Here is a 23,976-nt window from a genome sequence, read left to right as displayed (position 1 = left end):
GCTCCCACAGGTACGCCACAGGTTCTGAAAACCGTGGCGTACCTGTGGGAGCTGGCTTGCCGGCGACAGGGCCGGTGCAGGCAAAATGGCCTTCAGGCCTGCACTGGCATCTCAAGACACATCAGACCCCTTGCGGAATCTCCTCCCCACCCAGCGCCTCGAACAGCACCGGCAGGAACTCGGTAAAGGTCATCATCATCAGCAAGAAGCTGGCATCGAACTGCTGCGCAGCCTCATCGCCACCGTCCTGCTCGGCCTGCTCCTGCAGCAGCTCTTCGAACTTCAGGCGCTTGATCACCATCTTGTCGTCCAGAATGAACGACAGCTTGTCCTGCCAGGCCAGGGCAAGCTGGGTTACCACCTTGCCAGTGCTCAGGTGCAGCTGGATTTCCTCGCCGGTCAGGTCCTGGCGCTTGCAGCGCACGATACCGCCGTCTTCGGCGGTGTCACGCAGTTCGCACTCGTCCAGTACATAGAAGCCTTCGGCGGTTTGCTGCGACTTGACCCAGTCGGTCATGGTGGCGGTTGGCGCAATCTTCACCGTGGCCGGGCGCACCGGCAGCGAGCCCATCACTTCACGCAGGGTCGACAGCAGGTCTTCGGCGCGCTTGGCGCTGGCCGAGTTCACCAGGATCACACCCAGGCGCGGGGCGATGGCGGCGAAGATCATCGAGCGGCGGATGAACGCACGCGGCAGGAAAGCCTGGATGATCTCGTCCTTGATCTGGTCGCGTTCTTTTTTATAGACCTTGCGCATCTGCTCGGTCTCGATCTCTTCGACCTTTTCCTTGACCGCGTCGTTGACCACGCTGCTCGGCAGGATGCGTTCTTCCTTGCGTGCGGCAATCAGCAGGAACTCGCCGCTGACATGCACCAGGGGAGCGTCTTCGCCTTTGCCGAACGGCGCGACGAAACCGTAGGTGGTCAGCTCCTGGCTGGCGCAGGGGCGGGCCGGCTTGCTGGCCAGTGCGGCTTCCAGCGCTTCAGGCTCGAACGGGACTTCCTGGGTCAGGCGGTAGGTCAGCAGGTTCTTGAACCACATGTGGGGTAACTCTCCTTAATGCATAAGGCGGGCATTATTCTCCGAGCGGAGCTCTGAGGCCAACCCTGTCAGAGGGCCAGCAGTGGCTTATGCGTGAAAGAAACACCCGGCAACGCTAGGCCTTTGAAAGGCATGAAGTTTTTTTTGAAAAAAGTTTAAAAAGTGCTTGCCAGGGTGCGGGGTCGTCCGTAGAATGCGCGCCACACCGAGACGAAGGGTGATTAGCTCAGCCGGGAGAGCATCTGCCTTACAAGCAGAGGGTCGGCGGTTCGATCCCGTCATCACCCACCACTCGATGTATAGCGCAGCGGTAGTTCAGTCGGTTAGAATACCGGCCTGTCACGCCGGGGGTCGCGGGTTCGAGTCCCGTCCGCTGCGCCATATTCCACTTCCAGGCCCACTGAACACCTGGAAGTAACAAAGAAAGCGACCTTAGGGTCGCTTTTTTTGTGTCTGCATTATGTCGAAGCCCTAAAAGCGCCGCCAGACCCGTGTGGGAGCGGGTTCACCCGCGAACACCGGCAAAGCCGGTGCCATACACCGTGTCATATTCTTCGCGGGTGAACCCGCTCCCACAGGGGATTTGCGGCAGCTTCAGCTTCGGCGCTCTTCTTCCCGTAAGGTCAGCACCTCAAACCCGTCATCGGTCACCGCCACGGTATGCTCCCACTGCGCCGACAGGCTGTGGTCGCGGGTAATCACTGTCCAGCCATCCTTCAATGTGCGCGTACCGCGCCCACCCTGGTTGATCATCGGCTCGATGGTGAACACCATCCCCGGCTTCAGCTTCATGCCCATGCCACGCTGGCCAATGTGCAGTACTTCAGGCCCTTCATGCATCTGCTGGCCGATACCATGGCCGCAATACTCGCGTACTACGCTGTAGCCCGCCGCCTCGGCATGGGCCTGGACGGCGTGGCCGATATCGCCCAACGTGGCCCCGGGCCGCACCTGCTCGATGCCCTTCCACAGCGCGTCGTAGGTGGTGTCGACGAGGCGTCGGGCTTCATCGCTGATGTGCCCGATGCTGTACATCTTCGACGAGTCGGCAATGTAGCCGCCCTGTTCCAGGGTGATGTCGACGTTGATGATCGAGCCTTCCTTCAATACTTCATCGGCATTGGGCATGCCATGGCACACCACATGGTCCACCGAGGTATTGAGCGAATAAGGAAAGCCGTACTGGCCTTTGCTCGCCGGCCGGGCCTTGAGCGTGTCGACGATGAATGCTTCGGCACGGTCGTTGATCTGCATCGTGGTCACGCCGGGGCGGATGAATCCGTCGAGGTCGGCGAAAACCTGGGCCAGCAGCTGGCCAGCGCGGCGCATCAGGTCGAGTTGGGCGGGGGTCTTGAGAATCACCTGGGACATGGGGGGAGGGTAGTTGCTCATGCTGGAATTTGCCCCAGCATAGCGCCAGCGGGTACCGGGTTGCCACCGCATGGTGCGCAGGATCGACCACAGCACGGCCTTTGTGGGAGCGGCCTTGTGTCGCGAAAGGGCTGCACAGCAGCCCCAGCAATATGCGCATCAGTGCTGAGATCCCGGGGCCGCTTTGCGGCCCATTCGCGACACAAGGCCGCTCCCACAAAGACCGCGAGAGACAGCTGGCCCGCTAATTGCTGAGCCACCTCAATCCCGGGCTATCAACGTCGACAGCCCACAAAACTTCACGACAAAGGCGCCGTGTTGCCCCGCTTGCTTCAGCAAGCCGGGGCAGCCGGCGCCTTTTTGCGTTTCCCACAGGAGCCCGCCCATGGCCAACAGCGAAGTACGCAGCGTCTGCCCTTACTGCGGCGTTGGCTGCGGCATCGTCATGAGCGTTGCCGATGGCAAGGTCGTCAAGGTCAGCGGCGACAAGCAGCACCCCAGCAACTTCGGCCGGCTGTGCACCAAAGGCCTCACCGCGCATGTGCCGCTGACCGCCGCCGGCCGCCTGGAAGACGCCTATGTGCGCCAGCAGCGCAACCAGCAACCGGCGCGCACCGGCATGGACCAGGCCATCGCCGACGCCGGCAAACGCCTGCGCGGCATCATCGACCAGCACGGCCCCGACGCCGTGGCGCTCTACGTATCGGGGCAGATGTCGCTGGAGGCTCAGTACCTGGCCAACAAGCTGGCCAAAGGCTTTATGCGCACCCGCCACATCGAGTCCAACTCGCGCCTGTGCATGGCCAGCGCCGGCAGCGGCTACAAGCTGTCGCTCGGCGCTGACGGCCCGCCTGGCAGCTACCAGGATTTCGAGCACGCCGACGTGTTCCTGGTGATCGGCGCCAACATGGCCGACTGCCACCCCATCCTGTTCCTGCGCCTGCTCGATCGGGTCAAGGCCGGCGCGAAGCTGATCGTCGTCGACCCACGGCGCAGTGCCACCGCCGACAAGGCCGACCTGTTCCTGCAAGTACGCCCCGGCAGTGACATGGCCTTGCTCAACGGCCTGTTGTATCTGCTACACCGCAATGGCCACACCAACCCCGACTTCATCGCCCGCCACACCGAAGGCTGGGCTGAACTGCCAGCCTTCCTCGATGACTACACCCCCGAGCGCGTAGCCGCCATCACCGGGCTGGCCGAGGCCGACATCATCAAGGCCGCCGAATGGATCGGCACCGCCAACGACTGGATGAGCTGCTGGACCATGGGCCTGAACCAGAGCATTCACGGTACCTGGCACAGCAACGCCATCTGCAACCTGCACCTGGCCACGGGCGCCATCTGCCGCCCCGGTAGCGGGCCGTTTTCGCTGACCGGCCAGCCCAATGCCATGGGCGGCCGTGAGATGGGCTACATGGGCCCCGGCCTGCCAGGCCAGCGCTCGGCGTTGGTGGAAGGCGATCGCGCATTTGTCGAGCAGCAGTGGCAACTGCCACCCGGCAGCCTGCGCAGCGAAGGCGGCGAGGGTACGGTGGCGCTGTTCGAGCAGATGAAAGCAGGCGAAGTGAAAGCGTGCTGGGTGATCTGCAGTAACCCGGTGGCCAGCGTCGCCAACCGCCAGCAGGTGATCGATGGCCTGTGCCAGGCCGAGTTGGTGATTACCCAGGATGCCTTCCTCGACACCGAAACCAACCGCTACGCCGACATCCTGCTGCCGGCCGCGCTGTGGGCCGAAGGCGAGGGCGTGATGATCAACAGCGAACGCAACCTCACCCTGATGCCGCGCGCCGTAGAGCCGCCAGGGCAGAGCCTGCCCGACTGGCAGATCATCGCCCGGGTGGCCTGCGCCATGGGCTACGCCGAAGCCTTCGACTACCCCGATGCCGAAGCGGTATATGAAGAAATCCGCCGCTTCCATAACCCCGCCACCGGCTACGACCTGCGCGGCATCGGTTACGCCGAGCTGCGTCAGCAACCACGCCAGTGGCCTTGTGCGCCAGGCCGTGGCAGCGATCGCAGCCCATTACGCTACCTGAACGACGGTAGCAGCCAGGCGCTGCTGCACGATGCCCAGGGCGATTGCCCGGCGCTGGCGTTCCCCACCTCCAGCGGCAAGGCCCGCTTCTTCGCCCGGCCCTGGTTGCCGGCACCGGAGTTGCCGGATGACGACTACCCCATGGTGCTGAACACCGGCCGCGTGCAGCATCAGTGGCACACCCTGACCAAGACCGGCAAGGTGCCGGCGCTGAACAAGCTGGAGCCTGGCCCCTTCGTCGAGGTTCACCCAGACGACGCCGTACGGTTTGGCATCGCTGAAAAGGATCTGGTGGCCGTCCGCTCACGGCGCGGTCAAGCCGTACTGCCGGCGCGAATCAGCGACCGGGTCATGCCAGGCAACTGCTTTGCGCCGTTCCACTGGAACGACCTGGTCGGCGAGCAACTGGCAATCAATGCCGTCACCTGCGATGCCGTCGACCCGCTGTCGCTGCAACCCGCTTTCAAACACTGCGCCGTGGCCCTGCAACGGGTCGCAGGCGAGCGTATCGACGCCCTTGACCTGAACGCTGCCATTTCGGAGCCAGCCCGCATGCCCACTGCCACCCTGTCCCGTCTGCTTGGCCTGGACACCTTGCCAGCCCCGGTACTGGCAGAAGAAGAGCGCCATTACCTGCAAGGTTTCCTGCTGGGCCTGAACCAGGCCCGCGCCGAGGGCGTGCCCAGCCTGCCGGCCAGTGCGCCACTGGCGGCCAACCACCGGCTGTTTATCGACGGCTTGCTGGCCGGGCTGTTCGCCCAGCCTGCGGCACTGCCCGTTGCGGCGTTGGTGGCGCCACGGCATCAGGTGCTGTGGGCCTCGCAGACGGGCAACGGCGAGCAGCTGGCCGAGCGCTGTGCCGAACGCCTGCGCGGTGCCGGCCTGGATGTGCAGCTTAGTTGCATGGAGGCGGTCAGCCCGAGCCAGCTGCAGGGCGCCGCCAGCGTGGTATTGATCGCCAGCACCTTTGGCGATGGCGATGCGCCCGACAGCGCAGCGGCGTTCTGGCACGCCTTGCAGGGCGAGGAGGGCGCCTGCTGCGCCGAACTGCCCTATGCAGTGCTGGCCTTGGGCGACTCCAGTTACGATCAGTTCTGCGGCTTTGGCCGCAAGCTGGACCAGCGTCTGACCGAACTGGGTGGCCGGCGCCTGTTGCAACGGGTGGACTGCGAGCCAGACTTTGACGAAGCGTTCGCAGGCTGGCTTGACGCGTTGCTGCCCTTGCTGGGCAGGGCCGCTGCGCCACCACCGGCGAGTGAACCTGCACCCATGGCGGGCTGGAGCAAACAACAACCCTGGCCCGCCACCTTGCTGGAAAACCACCTGCTCAACGGCCCCGGTGCCAGCAAGGAAACACGGCAACTGGTGTTCGACCTGAGCGGTAGCGGCTTCAGCTATACCGCCGGTGATGCCTTGGGCGTGTGGCCGCGCAATTGCCCGGCGCTGGTGGACGAACTGCTGGCGCTGATGCAGCTTGATGGCCAGGCCATGGTCGAGCTGAAGGGCCAACCTGCCATGCCACTGGCCGAAGCCCTGCACGCGCACCTGGAAATCGCCAAGGTCACCACGCAGCAACTGCAAGCCTTCGCGGGCAGCGCCCCGGGCCTGCAACGTCTGCTGCAGCCCGAGTGCAAGGCCGAACTGCAGGACTGGCTGTGGGGCCGGCAACTGGTCGATGTGCTGCGGGCCTTTCCCCAGCAGCTACCGCTGGCCAGCTGGCTTGAACTGCTCAAACCTTTGCAGCCGCGTCTGTACTCGATCAGCTCCAGCCCGTTAGCGCATCCCGGCCAGGTACACCTGACCGTCTCCACCGTGCGTTATGGCGAGCGCAAGGGCGTATGCTCGGCCTTCCTCGCCGACCGCGCACAAGCGTTGAAGGTGGCAATTTTCCCGCAGGCGTCCAGGCACTTCCGGTTGCCCGCGGACGACAGCGTGCCGGTGATCATGGTCGGCCCCGGTACCGGCATTGCGCCGTTCCGGGCGTTCCTCGAAGAGCGGGAGGCGCGGGGGGCGAAAGGGGGCAACTGGCTGTTCTTTGGCGAACAGTGCGCCGCCACCGACTTCTATTACCGGGAGCAGCTACAGGCCTGGCAGGCAAGCGGCCACTTGCGTCTGAATACAGCGTTTTCCCGCGACCAGGCCGAGAAGATCTATGTGCAGCAGCGCATGCTGGAGCAGGGCGCGCAGCTTTGGCAGTGGCTGGAAGCGGGGGCGTATTTCTATGTGTGTGGGGATGCGCAGCGCATGGCCAAGGATGTGGATGCGGCGTTGAGCACGGTCGTGGCTGAGCATGGCGGGATGGATGCGGCGCAGGCGGCTGCCTATGTGGAAGGTTTGAGCAAGGCCAAGCGTTATCTGCGGGATGTGTACTGAAGTGCACCGGGATGGGGAGTGATGCACTTGGAATGTGCAATTGCTGTGCTGGCCCTATCGCCGGCAAGCCAGCTCCCACAGGTATTGCACAAACCTCGAAACCTGCGGCGGCCCTTGTGGGAGCTGGCTTGCCGGCGATAGGGCCAGGACAGGAAAAAGGATTGGCACAGTCCCTGCTTTACCTCCAATACAACAAGCCCCGCTGATCAACGGCGATCAACCCGGGGGCACACCGTGATGAATACAGGCAAAGGCGCCTGGAGCTTCGGCTCCAGGCGCTTTTTTTTTGATCGAGGATCGGCTTATGAAGGCAACAGCGAGCAGCGGGCAACGAGAGCGACTGGTCATCGTCGGCAACGGCATGGTCGGCCACCATTGCGTCGAACAACTGGTCAGCCGCGGCGCCCTGCAGCGCTTCGAGGTGCGGGTGTTCGGCGAAGAGCGCCAACGCGCCTACGACCGCGTGCACCTGTCCGAATACTTCGGCGGCAGCTGTGCCGAGGCCCTGGCCCTGTGCGAGCACGATTTCTACAACGCCAACGGCGTGCACCTGCACCTCGGTGAGGCCGTGCTGGAAATCGACCGTGAGCGCTGCGAAGTAGTCACCGCCGAGGGGCGCTACGGCTACGACCAACTGGTCCTGGCCACGGGCTCCTACCCCTTCGTGCCGCCGATCGAAGGCTCCAGCGGCAATGCCCGCTTGGTCTACCGCACCCTCGACGACCTCGATGCCATTCGCGCTGCCGCAGCCGGTGCCCGCCGTGGCGTGGTGGTCGGTGGTGGCCTGCTCGGCCTGGAGGCAGCCAACGCCCTCAAGTCGTTGGGCCTGGAAGCCCACGTGGTGGAGTTCGCCCCACGGCTGATGCCGGTTCAGCTGGACAGCGAGGGCGGTGCCGCGCTCAAGGCACAGATTGAAGCGCTCGGTGTGGGCGTGCACCTGTCGCGCGCCACCCAGTCGATCAGCGCCGGTGAAGCTTACCGCTACCGCATGAACTTCGACGGTGGCGAGCATCTGGAAACCGACCTGATCGTGTTCTCGGCCGGTATCCGCCCGCAGGATGCCTTGGGCCGTGGCTGCGGCCTGGACATCGCCGCCCGCGGTGGCGTGGTGATTGACAACCATTGCCGCAGCAGCGACCCGCGCATCTTTGCCATCGGCGAGTGCGCCTCGTGGAACGGTAGCGTGTTCGGCCTGGTCGCCCCAGGCTACAGCATGGCGCGCAACCTGGCGGCTTTGCTGATGGGGGAAGCGGCGGTAGCGTTTACCGGCGCCGACATGTCGACCAAGCTCAAGCTGCTGGGCGTGGATGTCGGCTCGATTGGTGATGCCCATGGCGCCACCCCCGGTTCACGCAGCTACCGCTTCATCGACGAAGCCAACAGCGCCTACCGCCGGCTGGTGGTGGACGCCAGCGGCAAGCACGTGCTGGGCGCGGTGCTGGTCGGCGACAATAGCTACTACGACACCCTGCTGCAATACGCCCAGAACGGCATCGCCCTGCCAGCCGACCCGGCAGCGCTGATCCTGCCGCAAGGCGGTGGTGCACCGGCCTTGGGCGCCGATGCGCTGCCCGACAGCGCGACCATCTGCTCGTGCCACAACGTCAGCAAGGGCGCGGTGTGCGACGCCATCGACAGCGGTTGCAGCGACCTTGCTGCGGTCAAAGGCTGCACCAAGGCCGGCAGCGGCTGCGGCGGTTGTGCGGCCTTGCTCAAGCAGGTGTTCGAGCACGAACTGACCGCACGTGGCGTAGCGGTGGACAAGAGCCTGTGCGAGCACTTCACCTACACCCGCCAGGAGCTCTACGGGCTGGTGCGGGTGGAGGGCATCCGCACTTACAGCGAGCTGCTCGCACGCCACGGCAAGGGCCACGTTGGCTGTGACATCTGCAAGCCGGCGGTGGGCAACATCCTCGCCTCCTGCTGGAACCAGCCGATCATGGACCCGGCGCTGGTGCCGCTGCAGGACACCAACGACACCTTCATGGCCAACATGCAGAAGAACGGTACCTACTCGGTGGTGCCGCGTATTCCGGGTGGTGAAATCACCCCCGACAAGCTCATCGTCATCGGCCAGGTGGCCAAGAAGTACGACCTGTACACCAAGATCACCGGCGGCCAGCGCATCGACCTGTTCGGTGCCCAGTTGCACGAGCTGCCGCTGATCTGGGGCGAGCTGATCGAGGCCGGCTTCGAAACCGGCCACGCCTACGGCAAGTCGACCCGCACGGTGAAATCGTGCGTGGGCAGCACCTGGTGCCGTTACGGCGTGCAGGACAGCGTCGCCATGGCCCTGCGCCTGGAAGACCGCTACAAGGGCCTGCGCAGCCCGCACAAGCTCAAGTTCGCCGTGTCTGGCTGCACCCGCGAGTGTGCCGAGGCGCAGAGCAAGGACATCGGCGTGATCGCCACCGACAAGGGCTGGAACCTCTACGTGTGCGGCAACGGCGGCATGCGCCCACGGCATGCCGAGCTGTTCGCCACCGACCTGGACGACGAAACCCTGGTGCGCCTGATCGACCGTGTGTTGATGTTCTACATTCGCACGGCCGACAAGCTGCAGCGCACCTCGGTGTGGCGCGAAAACCTCGACGGCGGGTTGGACTACCTGAAGCAGGTGATCCTCGACGACAGCCTGGGCCTGGCCGGCGAGCTGGAAGCGCAGATGCAGCATGTGGTCGACCAGTATGAATGCGAATGGGCCAACGCCCTCAACGACCCGGAGAAGCTCAAGCGCTTCCGCACCTTCGTCAATGATCGGCGTGCCGACCCGGACGTGCACTTCGTGCGCGAACGCGAACAACGCCGGCCAGCGGCGCCGCTGCACCTGATCCCTACTGTCGAGGAGGCTGTCTGATGAACCTGTCCAATGCTGCTGTGAAAACCTGTGAGAACTGGCAGGCGGTGTGCCAGGCGCAAGACCTGGTGGCCGATTCCGGGGTCGTGGTGTGGCTCGACGGGGCTCAGGTGGCGCTGTTCTACCTGCCAGGGCAGGCGCAGCCGCTGTACGCGGTGGACAACCGCGACCCGCGTTCCGGTGCCAACATCATCGGCCGCGGGCTGGTGGGCAGCGTGCAAGGTGAGTTGGTGGTGGCAGCGCCGCTCTACAAGCAGCACTTCAGCCTGTTGAGTGGAGAGTGCCTGGAGGATGCCGGGCAGAGGTTGCGAGTGTGGCCGGTGCGGTTGAGCGGTGAGGTTGTGGAGTTGGCGGTGGCCTGAGGGTTGCGGGGGGCTTGGCAGTTGTTCGCCGTTGCATTTTCGTCGCTTGGGAGATCGAGCGCCGCCCGCGCGGCGCTCGATCTCACAGACGCCATAGTTCTTAAGGCATGCGCCGCGCGGGCGTCGCTCGGTCTCCCAGGCGATGAAGATCCTGATGCGGTAAGCTTTAAACCATGAACCTCGACACCCGCATCAAATACCGCCACCTGCTGTGCTTCCTGGAGATTGCCCGGCAGGGCAGCCTGGCCAGGGCCGCCGACGTGCTCGCGATCAGCCAGCCGGCGATTTCCAAGACCCTCAAGGAACTCGAAGGCCTGCTGGAAGCGCGCCTGTTCGCGCGCAGCCGCCAGGGCGTCGAGCTGACCCCGGCCGGGGCGCGTTTCATGCGTTATGCCGGGCCCAGCGTGCAGGCCCTGCGCGATGGCGTCAGCAGCTTGCGCGGCGAAGCGCGGGCGCCGTCGCAGGTGCGTATTGGCGTGCTGTCGACGGTCGAGGGCCTGCTCATGCCGGAGGTGCTGTGCCGCCTGCACCAGCGCCATGAAGCGCTGGTCATCAGTGTGGCCACGGGGGTCAGCGCGCAGCTGCTCGGCCAACTGCGTCTGGGTGAGCTGGAACTGGTGGTCGGGCGCATGACCGATAGCCCGCAGATCCAGGGGCTTTCGTTCGAACACCTGTACAGCGAGTCGATGAGCCTGGTGGTACGCCCGGGCCACCCGCTGCTGGCCGCCACGCCGGTCGAGCGCGCCAAGGTCGGGCGTTACCCGTTGGTGTTGCCGCCGGCGGGCACCACCATCCGCCAGCATGCCGACAGCCTGTTTGTGCAATGCGGCATCCAGATGCCGGCGCAGCGCCTGGAAACCCTGTCGTTGGCCCTGAGCCGGCGCTACCTACTGGGCAGTGATGCGTTGTGGGTAGCGCCGCGCGATGCGGTGCTGCTCGACCTGCGCCGTGGTGAGCTGGTCGAGCTCGACCTTGGCGTGCGCGAGCCGGGCGGCTCGGTGGGTATCTGCCGCAATGCCGCCTTGCCGCAGAGCCTGCCTGGGCAGTGGGTGTGCGAGGTGTTGCGCGAGGTGGCGGCGCAATATCGGGAACAGTCGTATCCGTGATCGGTACCGTAGAGCGTTTCCCGCTGAGAAACCCTCGTACGCATTACCTTGGTTGCAATCACGTAGTCCGCAAGGACACTGCGATCACACAAGGCACAGTGCCACGTTGTAGCTCCTCGTCACGGCCACTGATCAGTAGGCGTTGGTTAGGTGTATCGAGGGCGATCGACCCCGACGATACATAGAAGCCATCCTCTGGTAGTTGAGCGCCGAACGTGCCATAACCGTGGGGCGGGACAAAGGTGGTGTCAAACTTGCCGTCCGAGGTGAAGCGAAATGCAAGAAGGTGGGTGTAGAAACTGCCATAGCCGACCAGGCCGCCCGCTGCCTCTACCCCTGCGTACCAGCCTCCGGGGCGCTTAAACACCAACACGTTGCCGTCGTTGAACTCTTTGGCAGGCTTGCCGGTATAGGTGATGCGGTAAACAGTCGGGTGGCTGATATCTTTATCAAGGGAGTAAAGTTCGCCATAAAAACTGATCCGTTGAGAGATGGCGTCCACTGAAAAACCATTGTTGATCACCCAAGGGTCGGACCAATGCTGGCCATTTTCGCCAAAGGCCTCATCAATTTTTCCGTCGACGGTCAAGGCCGTAGTGACGCTGTACGCATCGCCATTGCGCATCAGGTACAAGGGTAGTACCAGACGCTCCGGGCCAGAGGGGGGCGTGAAACTGGCAATACCATCGATGATGTGATCCTGGGTATTTGGAATCAGCTTGGCAACATCAAGGACGCCATCAGTCGCAAAATGCTCCAATAGCGCGCCTTTGAGGTCGAGCGCGATCACCACAGGTTCGAACATCTGCGGCCCGCGACGCAACCCGCTGGCGAAAATTCGATCTTTCGCGATTGCCAAGTTTTGAAGCTCCAGCTCTTCTGTGATTACATCGCGGGTATCGACGAATCCTTTGCCATTGCCAAATGTGGGGTCCGGTTCCCCCGAGGCAGTCAATTTCCAGAGGTGGCTTGCTGATACACCCTCGACATGAGCAACGATCAGTAAATTCCCTGCGGCATCTTCAACGATGCCACTCAGCACCTTATAGGCTGCTTTTGGTACCTGGTTGAAATCGAAGACGCCATCGCCATGGAAGCTGCTATCCAACCTACCGTCTTCATTCAGGCAAGCCACAAAGACCTTGATTTCATCCGTATTTTGGTTGCTACTCCAACCCATTACATAACTGCGCCCACGGTGTGTCCTGCTATTGATGACCCCATTACTATCGGCGCGAGACCCAGGTATTTTTTCGAAAATACATGCAAGCCCGCCGACGCCATAATTCTGATCGATGGGCGCCACCGGCAGGGCCCAATCGGATGCGACTCGGGTTGAACGGTTAGGCTTTCGTGAGGTGTTCATGAGGTTTCCTTTGAAAAGGCTAGATGCAAGTCGCGCGGCTTGAAGCCCGTGCCCGCAATGGCGGGTCACTCAGATTTCGCAAGTTGCGTTGCCTGGTCATTGGAAAGCAGGCCCGAGTTCGGCGCTACTGGCAGAAATGTCAGGTTTTCCGGCTTGTCTCGCTGAACTTTTCATTGGTGAAAAAGGCCGTTGGATTCGAGGCGCTGTCGGTACGAATGGTCAATACTGGCCATTGCCTCGGAAGATTGTGAAGAAGCGCACTGCCTACTGAACTTACTCCGTGAAACCCGCTCCTATGCCGGTAGCCATTGGTCATGGCCGCCTGCTAAGCTCGCGGCTTTACCCTGATTGCCCTTATGGCGCATGAACAAGGAAATAGCATGAAACAGCATCGTTTGGCGGCTGCGGTTGCCCTGGTAGGCCTGGTACTGGCTGGCTGTGATCAACAGGCCAGCAGCCCCGAGCTGAAGACTCCGGCGCAGAAAGCCTCCTACGGTATCGGCCTGAACATGGGCAAGAGCCTGGCTCAGGAAGGCATGGAAGACCTTGATTCGAAATCGGTCGCCCTCGGTATCGAAGACGCCGTTGGCAAGAAAGAACAACGCATCAAGGACGAAGAGCTGGTAGAGGCGTTCACCGCCCTGCAGAAACGCGCCGAGGAGCGCCTGGCCAAGGCCAGCGAAGAAGCCGCCTCCGCCGGCAAGAAGTTCCTCGAAGAAAACGCCAAGAAGCCAGGCGTGGTCACCACTGCCTCGGGCCTGCAGTACGAAGTGGTCAAGAAGGCTGATGGCCCGCAGCCAAAGCCGACCGACGTGGTCACTGTCCACTACGAAGGCAAGCTGATCGATGGCAAGGTGTTCGACAGCTCTGTCGAGCGTGGCAGCCCGATCGACCTGCCGGTCAGCGGTGTGATCCCGGGTTGGGTCGAAGGCCTGCAGCTGATGCACGTTGGCGAGAAGTACAAGCTGTTCATCCCGGCTGAACTGGCCTACGGCGCACAAAGCCCAAGCCCGCTGATCCCGGCGAACTCGGTACTGGTGTTCGACCTGGAACTGATCGCCATCAAGGATCCGGCCCAGCTGCAGGGTGGCGAGCCGGAAGCCGAGGCTCCAGCTGAAGCGCCTGCTGAAGCACCTGCCAAGTAACACTGGTTGGTTCTTGCAAAACGCCCCGTCCTGACGGGGCGTTTTCGTTTGTGGCGATTGGACGAACCAGCAACAACTGATACTGTCCGAGGAAATGCAGCTAGTAGATGTAGGATGTTTCTGGCGCAAATCGTTTGCGGCCAGGTACCCACGGCTTGAAACGGTTGTGTAAAAAACGCCCGATCTGACCGTGGGCCTTGCCTGGCAGGCACCTGGGCTCAGAAACGCGACCCTGTTCACAAGGTTATCCACAATAAATGTGGATAACCCGTTCCGCCTGGAGGCTCCATGAGCGCACCCTGGAATTTTGCCCGTTTCCTGCCCTTGGCCGAGCGCCTGCTCAGCCGTGGTCGGCTGCCGGCCCTGCTGTTTGCAGTGGCCCGCAAAGGCCCACGCATCGGCCGGTTGCGTGAGGACGTGAAACTGCTGCAGTCGCTGTGCCTGGCGTGGTGGCGTGGCGAATACCGCGCCATCAGCCCCAAGGCCCTGGTCACCATCGTGGCCGGCCTGCTGTATTTCGTCAGCCCCATCGATGCCATACCCGACTGGTTGCTGGGCGTGGGTTTTCTCGATGACATCGCGGTGCTGGGCTGGGTGCTGAAGACCGTGGCCGACGAACTGGCGCGCTTCAAGGCTTGGCGCGACAGCCAGGCACCCGAGCGGCTGCGCGTGGTCGAGCGCCTGCCGGCTACCCCACAAGCGCTGGGGCTGGAGCGCAACACCCAATGAAAACAGCCTGAACTGCACTCAACCGGACAGACCCCGGAGTTGGTAATATAATTGGCATAAGGGTTATGCCTACGGATTACATGCTGTAATCCTTTTTTAAGGGGTTTGTAATGGGTATTCAGGTCATTAGCCGGGACGGTCAACCCGAGTACGCCGTCGTTCCCTGGGAGCAGTACCAGGCACTGCTCAAGGCGGCGGGGCAGGCGCCTGCCGAGGCGGTCGTCAGCGAAGAGCCCGGCTCAGCTGCCGTGGCGCCATTGCCGGCGTTCAGCGAAGTGGCGCAGATTCGCCAGGCCAAGGGCATTGCCCCTGAGCAACTGGCGCGCAATGTCGGGGTGAGCCCGGCGTATCTGGCCATGATCGAATCGGGAGAACGCCATCCGGATGCTGCCATCCGCCGCGCCTTGGCCTGGCATCTGGGGGTGGCTGGCTGGAGCGAGCCATCATGAGCCAGGTCAGGATCAGCCGTCAGCACTGGGATAACCTGCTGGGCGAGCTTGACCTGGCCCGTCGTCAACGTCACTTGCTGACCTACCGAGCGTTGATCGAGCGCTTGCAACTGCCTAGCCCTGCCATGCAGACGCTGACCGCTGCGCTGGAGTACCTGGCGGTGCTGGATGCCCGTGCCGAGCAGCCGTTGCGCAGCTCCTTGGTGATCAGCCAGGGCGCCAGCCGTTTGCCGCGTACCGGCTTCTTTGAATGTGTCGAACGGCTGGGGCGCTTTGCCGGGCCGGTCGATGGCATGGAGGCGGCGTCGTGGCATGCCTCCGAGGTGGTACGGGTGTTCGAGTACAGCTACCCAGAAACAGCCTGATTGTCAGCATCAGCGCGCTCCCTCCTGCCGGTATACCACCGGCCTGTAGGAGCAGCCTTGTGCTGCGAAGAGGCCAGTAGGAGCAAATACTTTCAGTAGCAGTAATGGCCTCTTCGCAGCACAAGGCTGCTCCTACAGATACAGCGCCAGGCTCAAGGCCTGTGGTGAGCCTGTGGGAGCTGGCTTGCCGGCGATAGGGCCGGGGCAGGCAAACCATGTCGGTGGACCAACCCACAACCCCTGCCATCAGCATCCACCACCTCTAATGCCTCCAGGTGCTGATGCCGCTCGAACAACTCCAGCAACTGCCCAAGCGTGGCATCGAGCCGCACCGTCGGCTGTCCAGCCAGTGGCGCGCTAGTCGGCGTCGGTAAAGGCCAGATTTCCCGCACCCCCAGCTCTTGCGGGCGCCCCAGCAGGTAGCCCTGCACCAGGTCCACACCCATCTCGGTCAGCACTGCCAGCTCCTCTGCCAGCTCGATGCCTTCGGCAATCACCTGTGCCTTCGAGGCCCTGGCAATCTGCAATATCGAGCCGACGAACTCGCGTTTGAGCGGGTCGCGGTGAATGCCGTCGATGAAATGGCGGTCGATCTTCACGTATTCGGGGCGCAGCTCCGACCACAGCCGCAAGCTCGAGTAACCCGCGCCCAGATCGTCGAGGGCAATCGAAAAGCCCATGTCGCGGTAGTGGTGCAGGGCATTGGACAGCAGCTGGAAGTCGTCGGTCGGGGTGTGCTCGGTCAGCTCGATCACCACCCGGCTGGGCGGCAGGCCGACCTGCTCCAGCAGCTTCAGGGTAAGGCCGGACGGGTAGTGTGGCTCCAGCAACGATTCGGGCGAGATGTTGAGAAACAGCTTGCCCTGCAGTTGTTGCTCGGAGAAGCGCCGGCAGGCGCTTTCCCGGCAGGCGGCTTCCAGCTCGGTCAGGCGCCCGGCCTGGCGGGCGATACTGAACAGGTTCAGCGGTGCATGCAGCGGGCTGTTGGACGGCCCGCGGCTCAGCGCTTCATGGGCGAAAACCCGTTGTTCGCTCACGCACATGATCGGCTGAAACAGGCTGTGAATGCTGCGTTGAGCCAGGATGGCACTCAAGGCACTGAGCTGTTCGGCGACGGTCATGACGTATTCCTGAAAATGAAAGGGCCGGGCATCTGCATGCCCGGCCCCCGTATTTCACGACAGCGCGATGACTGTTTGATGACAGGTCACATTATTCTGCCATCACCGCCGCTGCGCCTTACTTCTTGGCCACCTTGGTGCTGGCGCTGAGGTAGTCGATCAGGATACGACCGGTTTCGGACAGGTAGGCGTCGTCTTCCGGCTTGGTGTTTTCATCCTCGACCGGCAGTGCGTCCTCGTCCTCTTTCTTCAGCTCTTTGAGCGGCTCTTCACCTTTGGCCTTGCGGCGGACGTTTTCCAGCGCCAGCTGCTTGGCCTCGATTTCGTCGTGGCGTGCACGGCGATCCTGCTCGTTGAGGCTGACGGTTTTTTCGGTCATCAGCTTCTGCGTCAGGGCCAGGCGGTCGCGAATGTAGGTGAACTCGGCATCCTTGTCGCTGCGCGCTTCATGTTGCGCCTTGAGCATGGCCAGGTAAGGCTTGAACGGGTCGGCCGCCGGCTTGACGACCGGGCGAATGGTGTCCCAGGGCATGGCCTCGGGCAGGGCGCTCTCGCCAATTTCCTTGGTGTCGATGATCGACGGGTAGTCGATGTCCGGCAGCACGCCCTGGTGTTGGGTGCTCTGCCCGGAAACCCGATAGAACTTGGCCAGGGTCAGCTTCAGCTCGCCATGGTTGAGCGGCTGGATGGTCTGCACGGTGCCTTTGCCGAAGGTCTGGCCACCGATGATCAGCGCGCGGTGGTAGTCCTGCATGGCACCGGCAAAGATCTCCGACGCCGAGGCCGACAGGCGGTTGACCAGCAGCGCCAGTGGGCCCTTGTAGAAGGCGCCCGGGTTTTCGTCTTCCAGCACGTCGACGCGGCCGTCGCTGTTGCGCACCAGTACGGTCGGGCCTTTCTCGATGAACAGGCTGGTCAGCTCGGTGGCTTCCTGCAGCGAGCCGCCGCCATTGTTGCGCAGGTCGATGACCACGCCGTCGACTTTCTCCTTCTGCAGTTCGGTGAGCAGTTTCTTCACGTCACGCGTGGTGCTCTTGTATTCCGGGTCACCGGCGCGGTAGGCCTTGAAGTCGAGGTAGAAGGCCGGGATCTCGATGATGCCCAGCTTGTAGTCACGCCCGTCCTGCTTGAGCTTGAGCACAGACTTTTTCGCCGCCTGCTCTTCGAGTTTTACCGCTTCACGGGTGATCGACACGACCTTGCTGGTCTGGTCGCTCGGCGCATTGCTGGCCGGGATGACTTCCAGGCGTACCACCGAACCTTTCGGGCCACGGATCAGCTTGACCACTTCGTCCAGGCGCCAGCCGACTACGTCGACCATTTCCTTGTTGCCCTGGGCCACGCCGATGATCTTGTCGGCCGGGGCTACCTGCTTGGTCTTGGCTGCCGGGCCTGCCGGCACCAGGCGCACGATCTTGACCTGGTCGTTGTCGCTTTGCAGCACCGCGCCGATGCCTTCGAGCGACAGGCTCATGTTGATGTCGAAGTTCTCGGCGTTGTCCGGCGACAGGTAGTTGGTGTGCGGGTCGTAGGACTGGGCGAAGGTGTTGATGTAGGCCTGGAAGATATCCTCGGCACGGGTCTGGTCCAGGCGCGCCAGCTGGTTCTTGTAGCGCTTGGTCAGGGTTTCCTGGATCTGCTTGGGTTCCTTGCCGGCGATCTTCTGGCGCAGCACTTCGTCCTTGACGCGTTTGCGCCACAGGTCGTCGAGCTCGGCCTGGTCCTTCATCCACGGGGCGTCCTTGCGGTCGATTAGCAAGGTTTCCTTGGCGGTGAAGTCGATCTTGTCCACGCCTTTGTTCAGCTCGGCCAGGGCGAAGTCCAGGCGCTGCTTGACGCGGTCCAGGTAGCGTTTGTAGATGGTGAAGCCCGGGTCCAGGTTACCGCTCTTGAGGAAATCGTCGAATTGCGTTTTCCACTTGTCGAATTCGGCAATGTCGGCAGCGGTGAAGTAGCTGCGCGCCGGGTCCAGCAGCTTGATGTAGCTGTCGTAGATGATGACCGAACGGGCATCGTCCAGAGGCGGCTTGCTGTAGTGGTGGCGCTTGAGCAATTCCACCACGTTGAGGCTGGCGACGATCTCGTCGCGGTCCGGCTGCAGGCCGTCCCACTTGTTGGCGGCCGCTGCATTGCCGCCGAGCGCGAGGCTGCCCAGGCCGATCATTACAGCGAGGGCGGTGCTTGGGAGGAAATGCTTCATGCTGATTCGACGTGGAGGCAATTGATCACGCATAGTAGGCCGTCTTTTCCGTTGCCGGTTCCATGGAACCGGGCAAATACTGCAAAAAGCCTGGGGTGTGCGTTCCCCAGGCCCAGTCATGATTCAACTATGGAGGCACTGTGAAGGCATTGCAAGGCGTTGACGGACATGTGGAGTGGGTCGAGGCCGAACGCCCGGCCTGTGACGCGGGCCAAGTGCGCATTCGCGTGGCTGCTGCGGGCCTGAACCGCGCCGATCTGCTGCAGATGAAAGGTTTGTACCCGCCACCGCCAGGCGCCAGCCCGTACATGGGCCTGGAATGCGCCGGTGTGGTCGAGGAAGTGGGCGCCGGCGCCGACTGGCGCGTGGGCGACCGAGTGTGCGCACTGCTGGCCAGCGGTGCCATGGCCGAGGAAGTGGTGGTCGATGCCCGTCATGTACTGCCGGTGCCCGAAGGGCTCAGCCTGCATGAAGCGGCAGCGTTGCCGGAGGTGTATGCCACCGCCTGGCTGAACATCTTCCAGCTGGGGGGTGTGAAGGCCGGTGAGAAGGTGCTGGTGCATGCTGGCGCCAGTGGCGTTGGTTCGGCTGCCATCCAGCTGTGCAAGGCATTCGGCAGCCCGGTGTGGGTCAGCGTCGGTTCGCCGGATCGCCTGGCCTATTGCGAAGCGCTGGGCGCTGCGGGTGGTGTGGTACGTAACGAGAACCTGGATGCACTGGAAGGTTTCGGGCCGTTCGACGTCATTCTCGACCCGGTGGGCGCCAGCTACGGTGAGCTCAACCTCAAGCTGCTGGCCCGTGACGGCCGTTGGGTGATCATCGGCCTGATGGGTGGGCGCAAGTTTGAGCTGGACCTGGCCCAGGTGCTGGGCAAGCGCCTGGAGATTACCGGCTCTACGCTGCGCAACCGTGATGACGGCTTCAAGGCCGAGCTGCTGCGCGAGCTGCAACAGCAGGTGTGGCCGCTGTTCGCCGAAGGGCGTTTATCGCCGCAGCTGGTTGATACTTATCCTGTGGAGTTCGCCCAGGCGGCGTATGCCGAGCTTGAGACCAACCAGGTCTCGGGCAAGTTGGTGATGGTCATAGATCCGAGCCTTTCATAAGCAGGCCCGGCCCTATCGCCGGCAAGCCAGCTCCCACAGGTTCACCACAGGATTGAAGGCCTGTTACGGACCTGTGGGCGCTGGCTTGCCGGCGATAGGGCCAGAACAGGCGCTACAAATGTCAGGTCCAGCTCAGAATCGGCCAGCCATTGGTCTGGGCATGCTCGCGCAACACCGCATCCGGGTTCACCACATGCGGGTGATCCACCTTCAGTAGCAGCGGCAGGTCATTGCGTGAATCGGAATAGAAACTCGCTCCCTCAAGGTTTTCCTGTTCCTGGTCCAGCCACTCCAGCAACCGGGTGATCTTGCCTTCGCGGTAGGTGAGTACCCCGTGAGTCTTGCCCGTATACACCCCGTTCACCGCCTCCAGCTCGATCGCCAGGTACTCATCCACCCCCAGCCGTGCCGCAATCGGCCCGACCAGGTGCGTTCCCGAAGCGGAAATGATCAGAATGCGGTCCCCGCGCTTGCGGTGCTCGGCAATGCAGCGGCAGGCATCGCCGTAGATGATCGGTTCGATCACCTCTTCGACCCACGGCTCAACCAAGTGTTCTACCTCCTCCAGGGTACGCCCGGCAATCGGCTCCAGGCTGAAGGCCATGTAGTCCTCCATCTGCAGGTGGCCCTTGCCGTAGGCCTCCATCAGTTCATGGTCGCGGCGCAGGAATTCCTTGCCGTCGACCCAGCCCAGCCGGGCCATCTGCTCGCTCCACAGCGACGCACAGTCCCCGTGGATCAGGGTTTCGTCCAGATCGAAAATTGCCAGTGCCATTGTGTTGAATCTCCTTAAGCCACTTCCCGCAGCGCTGTCGGGTCGATGGACAAGCTAACGCGTTTTCCGTCCGCGTGCAGGTCGGCTGGCGAGCGGTTGAGCACGTCGACTACCAGTTCCACCTCGCGCACGTTCACGCGGTAGCGAATTACATTGCCCAGCAGGCTGTGGCTGCGTACTTCTGCGTCCAGTTCGCCATTCACGCCCAGGGTGATCGACTCCGGGCGGATCGCCAGGCGGCTGGCCACCGGGCGTTGCAGCAGGCGGCTGGCGCTGTCGGCGTCGAGCAGGTTGTAGTTGCCGATAAAGCCGGCGGCAAACAGGTCCACAGGCGCTGTGTAGAGGGTTTCGGCATCGCCGCTCTGCACGATACGCCCCTGGTTCATCAGGAAGATGCGGTCGGACATGGTCAGCGCTTCTTCCTGGTCGTGGGTGACGAAGATGGTGGTCAGCCCAAGTTCACGCTGGATGGCACGAATCTGCTCGCGCAGGTGTTTGCGAATACGCGCATCCAGTGCCGACAATGGCTCGTCAAGCAGCAGCAGGCGCGGGCGGGTAACCAGCGAACGGGCCAGGGCCACGCGCTGGCACTGGCCGCCAGACAGCTGGTGCGGGTAGCGCCCGGCGAAGTTGCCGAGCTCCACCAGCGCCAGCACCTCGCGCACCCGGGCCTGGCTTTCGTCGGCCTTGACCTTCTGCATGCGCAGGCCAAAGGCTACGTTCTGTTCCACGGTCATGTTGGGGAACAGCGCGTAGCTTTGGAACACCATGCCAATCCCTCGCTTTTGCGGGCTGAGCGGCACGATGTCGTGGCCGTCGAGGAGTATCTGCCCGCTGTCTACCGGAGTAAGCCCGGCGATGCAGCGCAGCAGGGTGGACTTGCCGCAGCCGGACGGGCCTAGCAGGGTAACGAACTCGCCGCGTTCGATGTGGCAGTCGATGTTCTCGAATACCGGGCTGCCGGCGTAGCTTTTCTGCAGTTTCTGTACGCTGACGAAGCTCATGTCAGGTCTTGTCCTTGTTCAGGCGGTTGGCGACCCATGTCAGTACCAGCACAAAGGCGAAGTACGAGATCACCAGTGCGCTGTTGAAGTGGCCGCTGCTGTTGCGCATGTTGTTCAGGTACACCTGCAGGGTCTCGTAGCGGGTGCCGACCAGCAGGTTGGCGAACACGAACTCGCCGAACAGGAACGAGAACGACAGCAGCAGTGCCACCATCAGGCCCTTGCGCAGGTTTGGCAGCACCACCAGCAGCGCGGCCTGCCAGGTGCTGGCGCCGAGCAACTGGGCGGCGTCCATCAGGTCGCGCAGGTTGATGGCCTGCAGGTTGTTGGTAATGGCCCGGTACATGAACGGCAGGGTGATGGTGAAGTAGCAGCCGATCAGGATCCAGGGCGTGCCGACCATGGCCATCGGCCCGCTGCCATACAGCTGCAGCAGCCCCACCGACGACACCACCGGCGGCACCGCGAACGGCAACAGGATGAGGATGTTCATCAACGCGTCGAGCCGCGGGAAGTGGTAGTGCACCACGAACAGCAGCGGCAGGATCAGCACCACCGACAGCAGCAGCGCACCCATGCACACCAGCAGCGACTGGCCGAAGGCAGCCAGGAAGCGCGGCTCGCTCCACAACGCCACGTACCATTTCAGGGTCAGGCCGCTGGGCAGCAGGCTGGCCGACCAGCTGGTGGCCAGCGAATAGAGCAGGGTGCCGGCCAGTGGCAGCAGCAGGATCAGGAACAGCAGGTAGACCACGATGCGGTGGTACCAGCCGCCGGAACGGGCGTCAGCGCGCATGGTAGCTCCGTTTCAGTAGCCATTGATGCACCACCGTGACCAGCGTCATCAGCCCCACCAGCACCATCGCCAGGGCGCTGGCCAGGTTCGGGTCGAGGCTGATGTCGCCGGCCACCAGGCCAGCGATGCGGATCGGCAGTACGTTGAAATTGCCGGTGGTCAACGCATACACGGTGGCGTAGGCGCCCAGGGCATTGGCCAGCAGAATGACGAAGGTGCCCAGCAGTGCCGGGGTCAGCACCGGCAAGCCGATGTGCCGCCAGTATTGCCAGTGATTGGCACCCAGCAGCGCGGCCGACTCGCGCCAGTCTTCACGCAGGGCGTCGAAGGCCGGGTAGAGCAGCAACACGCCCAGCGGGATCTGGAAGTAGGTATACACCAGGATCAGCCCGCTTTTGGAGTAGATGCTGAAGTCTTCCAGCAGGCCGATCTGCTTCAGCAGCAGCGTCAGCGCGCCGTTGAAACCGAGCAGGATGATGAAGGCGAAGGCCAGCGGCACCCCGGCAAAGTTGCTGGTCATGTTGGCGAAGGCGCTGACGAAGTCGCGCAGTTTCGAGTCCACCTGGCGCAGCGAATAAGCGCCAAGGGTGGCGATGACGATGCCGAACAGGCTCGACCAGAAGCTGATTTCCAGGCTGCGTTGCAGGGCCTGCAGGTAGAACTTCGAGCTGAATACCTTGCTGAAATTTTCGACGCCCCAGCCCGCTTCCGATTGCACGCTGTTGATCGCTACCCAGGCCAGCGGGGCAATCTGGAAGACGACAAAGAACACGGCAAACGGCAGCAGGCAGAGCAGGGCCAGGTAGCGGCCACGGGCGCCGCTGCGCTTGGGTGCAGTCACTTCAGCAGCTCCCGGCACACGGTCTTGTCGTGGGCAGCGCCAAGCAGCTCGCACATGGTGCCGCACAGCTCGGTCTGCAACGGCTTGGCCGCCGGGTCCAGGCTGAACGCGTCGCCAAAGACGAATAATGGCACTTCGCGCTCCTCGGCCAGCAAACCGTTGTGCGAGCGGTCGTTGTTCATGCCGTGGTCGGCGGTGACCAGCACCTGATAGCCCTCTTCGAGCCAGCCTGGCAGGTAGTCGGCCAGCAAGATATCGGCGCTGCGCGCGGCGTTGCGGTACTGGCTGCTGTCCAGGCCGTGGCGGTGGCCGACATCGTCGATGCTCATCGGGTGCACCAGCAGGAAGTTGGGGGCATGGCGGCGGCGCAGGTATTCGCCATCGGCCAGCAGGTGCGAATCGGGGTAACGGTCGTCCCAGTAGAACAGCCCATGCTGGATCGGCAGCTTCGGCGCGTGGGTATGGCGGTCGCGCTGCGGGTCGAAAGGCGAGCGGTTGTACAGCTCACTCATCCAGTGATAGGCCGCCGCTGCGGTGCCCAGGTTGGCTTCGCGGGCGTAGTGAAACACGCTGCGCTGGTTAGACAGGCGGTTGACGTTGTTGTGCACGATGCCGCTGTCGATGGGCGGCACGCCGGTGAGGATGCATTCGTACAACGGCCGTGACAGCGACGGCAGCTCGCATTCCACGCGGTACAGCGCGGCGCGGTCGGCCTCGACATAGGCATGCAGGTGGCCCATGGCGTGGTGCGCAACCTGATAGTTGAGGCCGTCTAGCAGGACCAGGATGACGTTGTGGCTCATTCAATACTCCGCAAAGGAACCGGGGAGGGCTTCGCCCTCCTTTCGCGACACAAGGCCGCTCCCACAGGGACAGCGAAAACCTCTGGGGCGACGCCGGCCCTGTGGGAGCGGCCTTGCGTCGCGATGGGCT

Annotated in this window: 19 protein-coding genes and 2 tRNA genes; 11 read left to right on the top strand and 10 right to left on the bottom strand. The window is 63.1% G+C overall.

Annotated features, from left to right (window positions below):
- Nucleotides 1-121 precede the first annotated feature (121 nt).
- Nucleotides 122-1,042 carry a recombination-associated protein RdgC gene (rdgC, locus tag ACN6NG_RS22945; RefSeq protein ID WP_016501075.1) on the bottom strand — a complete coding sequence of 307 codons (921 nt, stop codon included), beginning with the start codon at nt 1,040-1,042 and terminating at the stop codon, nt 122-124.
- A gap of 215 nt (nt 1,043-1,257) precedes the next feature.
- Between rdgC and ACN6NG_RS22940 the strand changes: the two genes are divergently transcribed.
- A tRNA-Val gene (locus tag ACN6NG_RS22940) sits at nt 1,258-1,333 on the top strand.
- Nucleotides 1,334-1,346: 13 nt separating this feature from the next.
- Nucleotides 1,347-1,423, top strand: a tRNA-Asp gene (locus ACN6NG_RS22935).
- Nucleotides 1,424-1,636: 213 nt separating this feature from the next.
- On the opposite strand, the gene map is transcribed toward ACN6NG_RS22935, so the two are convergent.
- On the bottom strand, nt 1,637-2,434 hold the full coding sequence (gene map / locus ACN6NG_RS22930; protein ID WP_474316382.1) for a type I methionyl aminopeptidase: 798 nt from the start codon (nt 2,432-2,434) through the stop codon (nt 1,637-1,639).
- 364 nt (nt 2,435-2,798) lie between these two features.
- On the opposite strand from map, the gene ACN6NG_RS22925 reads away from it, so the two are divergent.
- From ACN6NG_RS22925 to pcaQ, 4 genes are all read left to right on the top strand, one after another.
- Nucleotides 2,799-6,824: a molybdopterin-dependent oxidoreductase gene (locus ACN6NG_RS22925; RefSeq protein ID WP_474316379.1), complete on the top strand. Its 4,026-nt coding sequence runs from the start codon at nt 2,799-2,801 to the stop codon at nt 6,822-6,824.
- A gap of 304 nt (nt 6,825-7,128) precedes the next feature.
- Nucleotides 7,129-9,681, top strand: a complete 2,553-nt coding sequence (gene nirB / locus ACN6NG_RS22920) for a nitrite reductase large subunit NirB (RefSeq protein ID WP_474316377.1) — start codon at nt 7,129-7,131, stop codon at nt 9,679-9,681.
- Nucleotides 9,681-10,043 carry a nitrite reductase small subunit NirD gene (gene nirD / locus ACN6NG_RS22915; RefSeq protein ID WP_338746363.1) on the top strand — a complete coding sequence of 121 codons (363 nt, stop codon included), beginning with the start codon at nt 9,681-9,683 and terminating at the stop codon, nt 10,041-10,043. Before nirB ends, nirD begins: the two co-directional genes overlap by 1 nt.
- Nucleotides 10,044-10,216: 173 nt before the next feature.
- Nucleotides 10,217-11,149, top strand: coding sequence for a pca operon transcription factor PcaQ (pcaQ, locus tag ACN6NG_RS22910; RefSeq protein WP_353456432.1), 933 nt, complete (start codon nt 10,217-10,219; stop codon nt 11,147-11,149).
- 58 nt (nt 11,150-11,207) lie between these two features.
- Here the strand turns inward: pcaQ and ACN6NG_RS22905 are convergent, their stop codons facing one another.
- Nucleotides 11,208-12,515, bottom strand: coding sequence for a hypothetical protein (locus ACN6NG_RS22905; RefSeq protein WP_474316375.1), 1,308 nt, complete (start codon nt 12,513-12,515; stop codon nt 11,208-11,210).
- 380 nt (nt 12,516-12,895) lie between these two features.
- On the opposite strand from ACN6NG_RS22905, the gene ACN6NG_RS22900 reads away from it, so the two are divergent.
- The 4 genes from ACN6NG_RS22900 (at nt 12,896) to ACN6NG_RS22885 (ending at nt 15,203) form a co-directional block, all read left to right on the top strand.
- Entirely contained in the window at nt 12,896-13,660 is a 765-nt protein-coding gene (locus tag ACN6NG_RS22900) for an FKBP-type peptidyl-prolyl cis-trans isomerase (protein WP_016501067.1), read from the top strand.
- 288 nt (nt 13,661-13,948) lie between these two features.
- The gene (locus ACN6NG_RS22895) at nt 13,949-14,389 is read left to right on the top strand and encodes a YkvA family protein (protein ID WP_084967330.1); all 441 of its coding nucleotides are present in this window, start codon (nt 13,949-13,951) and stop codon (nt 14,387-14,389) included.
- A gap of 110 nt (nt 14,390-14,499) precedes the next feature.
- Nucleotides 14,500-14,838, top strand: a complete 339-nt coding sequence (locus ACN6NG_RS22890) for a helix-turn-helix domain-containing protein (protein WP_353456434.1) — start codon at nt 14,500-14,502, stop codon at nt 14,836-14,838.
- Entirely contained in the window at nt 14,835-15,203 is a 369-nt protein-coding gene (locus ACN6NG_RS22885) for a hypothetical protein (RefSeq protein ID WP_016501064.1), read from the top strand. The genes ACN6NG_RS22890 and ACN6NG_RS22885 overlap by 4 nt, the downstream gene beginning before the upstream one ends.
- Before the next feature lie 152 nt (nt 15,204-15,355).
- On the opposite strand, the gene ACN6NG_RS22880 is transcribed toward ACN6NG_RS22885, so the two are convergent.
- Both ACN6NG_RS22880 and ACN6NG_RS22875 read right to left on the bottom strand, forming a co-directional pair.
- A complete protein-coding gene (locus ACN6NG_RS22880) occupies nt 15,356-16,324 on the bottom strand; it encodes an EAL domain-containing protein (RefSeq protein WP_353456435.1) in 969 nt (322 codons plus the stop codon).
- A gap of 118 nt (nt 16,325-16,442) precedes the next feature.
- Nucleotides 16,443-18,524: a carboxy terminal-processing peptidase gene (locus ACN6NG_RS22875; RefSeq protein WP_353456436.1), complete on the bottom strand. Its 2,082-nt coding sequence runs from the start codon at nt 18,522-18,524 to the stop codon at nt 16,443-16,445.
- 140 nt (nt 18,525-18,664) lie between these two features.
- Here ACN6NG_RS22875 and ACN6NG_RS22870 point away from each other — a divergent pair, with 140 nt between their 5' ends.
- Nucleotides 18,665-19,627 (top strand): NAD(P)H-quinone oxidoreductase, encoded by a 963-nt coding sequence (locus ACN6NG_RS22870; RefSeq protein ID WP_284363300.1) that lies wholly within the window; start codon nt 18,665-18,667, stop codon nt 19,625-19,627.
- Between the two features lie 121 nt (nt 19,628-19,748).
- Here ACN6NG_RS22870 and ACN6NG_RS22865 read toward each other — a convergent pair whose 3' ends face one another.
- The 5 genes from ACN6NG_RS22865 to ACN6NG_RS22845 are packed head-to-tail and all read right to left on the bottom strand — an operon-like array spanning nt 19,749 to nt 23,846.
- Nucleotides 19,749-20,402, bottom strand: coding sequence for an HAD family hydrolase (locus ACN6NG_RS22865; protein ID WP_258655596.1), 654 nt, complete (start codon nt 20,400-20,402; stop codon nt 19,749-19,751).
- A 14-nt stretch (nt 20,403-20,416) separates the two neighbouring features.
- Nucleotides 20,417-21,406 carry an ABC transporter ATP-binding protein gene (locus ACN6NG_RS22860; RefSeq protein WP_061203662.1) on the bottom strand — a complete coding sequence of 330 codons (990 nt, stop codon included), beginning with the start codon at nt 21,404-21,406 and terminating at the stop codon, nt 20,417-20,419.
- A gap of 1 nt (nt 21,407) precedes the next feature.
- The gene (locus tag ACN6NG_RS22855) at nt 21,408-22,202 is read right to left on the bottom strand and encodes an ABC transporter permease (RefSeq protein ID WP_474316370.1); all 795 of its coding nucleotides are present in this window, start codon (nt 22,200-22,202) and stop codon (nt 21,408-21,410) included.
- Nucleotides 22,192-23,043 carry an ABC transporter permease gene (locus ACN6NG_RS22850; protein ID WP_061203664.1) on the bottom strand — a complete coding sequence of 284 codons (852 nt, stop codon included), beginning with the start codon at nt 23,041-23,043 and terminating at the stop codon, nt 22,192-22,194. Before ACN6NG_RS22850 ends, ACN6NG_RS22855 begins: the two co-directional genes overlap by 11 nt.
- Nucleotides 23,040-23,846: an alkaline phosphatase family protein gene (locus ACN6NG_RS22845; protein ID WP_353456439.1), complete on the bottom strand. Its 807-nt coding sequence runs from the start codon at nt 23,844-23,846 to the stop codon at nt 23,040-23,042. The genes ACN6NG_RS22850 and ACN6NG_RS22845 overlap by 4 nt, the downstream gene beginning before the upstream one ends.
- Between the last annotated feature and the right edge of the window lie 130 nt (nt 23,847-23,976).

The sequence above is a fragment of the Pseudomonas sp. TSO6 genome, from assembly GCF_056098905.1.
Note: the sequence above shows the minus strand (reverse complement) of the source record. Positions and strands in the feature narration are given on the sequence as shown.